At 65.7% G+C, this 2845-nt stretch carries 1 protein-coding gene and 2 pseudogenes; 1 reads left to right on the top strand and 2 read right to left on the bottom strand.

Annotated features, from left to right (window positions below; genetic code table 11):
• A pseudogene (locus A6A05_RS21630) lies at window positions 1-157 on the top strand (IS4 family transposase); the annotation flags it as partial.
• A 109-nt stretch (window positions 158-266) separates the two neighbouring features.
• Here the strand turns inward: A6A05_RS21630 and A6A05_RS02665 are convergent.
• The gene (locus A6A05_RS02665; protein WP_172822165.1) at window positions 267-2594 is read right to left on the bottom strand and encodes a methyl-accepting chemotaxis protein; all 2328 of its coding nucleotides are present in this window, start codon (window positions 2592-2594) and stop codon (window positions 267-269) included.
• 140 nt (window positions 2595-2734) lie between these two features.
• Window positions 2735-2845, bottom strand: a pseudogene (locus A6A05_RS20575) (IS5/IS1182 family transposase); the annotation flags it as partial.

Raw genomic sequence — 2845 nt, 5'->3', positions numbered from 1 at the left:
GCTGCGCCTGGCCCAGACGGCCCAGAAATTGGTCCAAAGCCCGCTTGCCTTTGCCCGTCTGGTCCGCGCCAACCTCATGCACCTGCGCCGCATCGACCGCCTAATCGGAGACGACCGCAGCCCCAGGGGCGCTCCCAATCAGATGGTGTTGCTATGAGCCCGAAAATTAAACCGGACAGCAGTGGGTCAAGCCCGGCCATGACGAAGGGGACAATGGTTGGGCAATGGTGGGGCGAGCCGGCGAAGTGGGGCCGAAGCCCCGTCCCTCACTCGGCCGGTGCGAAGCTGCGGCCCATTTCGTCCAACAGGGCCAGGACCTCGTGCGAGGCGTCATTGAGCAGCTCGACTTCGCGCATCGCCGCCACCTTCTCGCCTTGGCCGTACAATTCCAACGCTCGCTTGCCGTGGGCATGGACCCGCTGATGAGGATCGAGCAAACGGGCGAAAGCCGGGTGATCCTTGATGGCCGGGTCGGTCACCTGATCGTACCACCGGCCCAGACGGCAGGTATGGTGATCGGCCAGTTTGGCGGCGGTCAGCTGACTGCGGTCCAGCAGGCGATCGACGACGCTGCGCTTGAAGCGGACATGGTCGTTCTTGGCGATGGTGATCACCGCTTCCGGCGTGCCCAGGCTCGAGAAATCCTCGACCCGCTGATCTAGCACCGCGCCGGCCCGGCTCATCGCTTCGAGCACCTGGTTGATCTCGTCGGAATTCTTGTTGGACAAGGCGGCGATGCGAGCGGTGCCCGACGACACTTCGGCCGCCGCACTGGATTGCTGCCCCAGGATGCCGGCGATATCCCGCATGCGGCCGGTCACCCCGTCGATGCGTCCGGCAATGGAATCCAGGCTGCCGGTGACGGTATCGACCGCCACCCGGCCCTGCTCGACCGCACTGGTGCTTTGGCGCATGGCGGCCAGGGCGGCATCCATGTCCGACTTCAGGCCGGCGATGCGATTGCGGATATCCTCGGTGGCCTTGCCGGTCTGGCTGGCCAGGGTCTTGACCTCGCCGGCGACCACCGCGAAGCCCTTGCCGGCTTCACCGGCCCTGGCCGCCTCGATGGTGGCGTTCAAGGCCAGCAGATTGGTCTGGCTGGCGATCGCCTCGATCTGGTTGACGATGTCGCCGATCTGCTGCGACGCCGAGGCCAGATCGCCGATGCGGGCGCCGACATCGCCGACCGCCACCAGCAAGGCATCGGTGGCGGTGCGCGCCGAGCCGGCGGCGCCGACCCCATCCCGCGCCGCGGTTTCGGCGTCGCCCGCTTCGTGCGCGACGTCTTCCGAGGTCTGGGCGATGGTGTTGACCGACGCCACCATTTCCTCGATGGCGGCGGCGATGCCTTGGCTTTCCGACGCGGCGGCGCGGACATCGACCATCATCTTGGCCAGCACCACGGCGGCTTCGTTGCTTTGGATGGCGGCCTCGACCAAGCCTTCCAGCTGCTTGCGCATGCTGCGGCCCAGCTCGGCCTGGTTGGCTTCCAGCTTGGCGACCATCTCCCCTTGTTCGGCCTTCAGGCGGGCCAGTTGACCCGCCTCGTCGCGGACCACCGCCAGCGCCTGGCTCATCCGCCCGATTTCGTCGGACCGGGCGCTGTTCTTCAGCTCGAAAGCAAAGTCGTGCCGGCTGATGCGCACCATCGCCTCGGTCATCTCGGAGATTGCGCCGGTGATGCCGCGCGCGATCACCACGGCAAGAAGGGCGGCCAGCACCAAGGTCCCGGCGATCAACAGCAGCAGGGTCCGGCTGCCCGAGGCCTGCAGGGCGGCGTAATGGCTGGCATCCATCACCAGCTCGATCACGCCCAGCGGCTGACCGGAATAATCGGGGATGACATGGCCCAGCACCGCCAGACGGACACCCCCGTCCTGGACCGTCTTGATCACCGCTTGGCCTGCCAGTGCCGCCGCCAGGTCGGCCGCGTTCAGCCGGCTGCTGTCGCCCAGTGTGCCGGCCAGCGCCTTGAAACCATCACCGGCCTTGACGTGCAAGGCGACATCGACGCCATGCTGCTTCTTGAAACCGTCGAAGAAGGGCTGGCCGAACGACAGGCCGAACTCGACCGAGCCGACATGATTGCCGCCAGCCATCACCGGCACCACGCCGCGCACGCCCAGGCCAGCGACGCCGTATTCAAGGCCGCGGGTGGCCGACTTGGTATTGTTGGTACGCACCACCGTCTGGCGGATGGCCGACAGGTCGTCACCGAACTTCTTGGGGGAATGGACCCGCAGGAACGAGGTCGCCGGCGGCAGGTGGAACTGAAACTGCTCCATGCCATAGGTCTTGGCGATTTGCTGATAGGCCGGCACCCATTGCCGCCCCAGGGCGTCGCGGTCGCCGGCGGCCACCTGGTCGCCGATGCCGGGGATCGCCGCCACCAGCGCGGCCAGTGATTCCGCCTGCCGCGACGAGGCGGCGATGGCCTCTTCCAGCTGGTCGAAGCGGCCGTGCAGTTCGCGTTCCTCGGCCTGGCGCACCAGAGAATCAGCATGGGTGTTGACCGCGACACCGATCACCAGGGCGGTCACCAGCGACACCGCCACCAACCATAATCCGAACCGAACCGCGAGACCGAACTTCATGCTCCGACACTCCGACTTCACTCCAGCCGGCATGTTACGGGGCGCTACATTAGTTTTACAACATGCAAATGCGGATACACATCCCGTCTAGGCTGTAGTGACAATTTAATTATCTTAGAGTCCGTCCGCGAAGTTCCCTATTATTTCCTGTGCCTTGCGATTCTGCGCAGCATAAGGCGGATCATGGCCAGGCGCAGGAACGCCAGCGCCATTCTGGCGAGGTTCTCGAAGTCCTTGGCGAGGCGTCGGCA

This window comes from Magnetospirillum moscoviense (genome assembly GCF_001650635.1).
GTDB lineage: Bacteria > Pseudomonadota > Alphaproteobacteria > Rhodospirillales > Magnetospirillaceae > Magnetospirillum > Magnetospirillum moscoviense.
The sequence above is the reverse complement of the archived record's forward strand: the minus strand, read 5'-3'. Positions and strand labels throughout refer to the sequence as shown.